Source organism: Bartonella sp. SD1336NMGDW (assembly GCF_042193565.1).
Taxonomy (GTDB): domain Bacteria; phylum Pseudomonadota; class Alphaproteobacteria; order Rhizobiales; family Rhizobiaceae; genus Bartonella; species Bartonella grahamii.
Genome location: NZ_JBHILW010000098.1, coordinates 1 through 613 on the forward strand (window position 1 = coordinate 1; position 613 = coordinate 613).

General features: G+C 37.5%; 1 protein-coding gene. It reads right to left on the bottom strand.

The annotated features are described in order from the left end of the window. Positions 1–19: 19 nt before the first annotated feature. Positions 20–613 (bottom strand): hypothetical protein (locus ACFIKH_RS09360; protein WP_375671553.1); only part of this gene is annotated, 594 nt, incomplete at its 5' end.

Below are 613 nucleotides of genomic sequence, written 5' to 3' on the forward strand. Positions count from 1 at the left end.
AATAATTTAAACAGTGTATTCATTTTTTTCTCCATAAATAACCTAAACCTAAATTATCTAAAATTGCATAAGGTGCATAAATTTTTGTATTATGATGTATTCCATAATTATCTTGACATTTTTTCCCCGCATTACCATAACACTTATGGGTACTAGGGTTATGCCCGATGAACGCTCCCCCTTGCTCTATCATTGGAGTTGCTGGTGGAAATATTGCATAAGGGAACCTTAAGGGTGCCTTATAAAAAGTAGGTAGATTGTGACCAATTCCTGTACCAATGGGATCGAATATATGGTTTTGTAAATAAATATGATCTTTTTTACCATCACTCACATAATATAGTGCATTCGCTATTGATTGAGAGTTATCAGCTGGTCCAAAAAGATAGATATCTGTTTTTTCTGCTATACCGTGAATGCCATGCTGTTCAAAGTCACGCATTCCATTGCCCACTGTCAAGCTACCACGGCTATGCGCACTAACAATCGCCCCTGTATTGCCATAACGATAGACAAAATCTTGTAACTTCTTGGTCGAATTACTCCATCTCCCAAAATACTCATAAATCGCTACTCCGATCTCTACGAGCCTGTCTTTAGCTTGTGGGTGGTA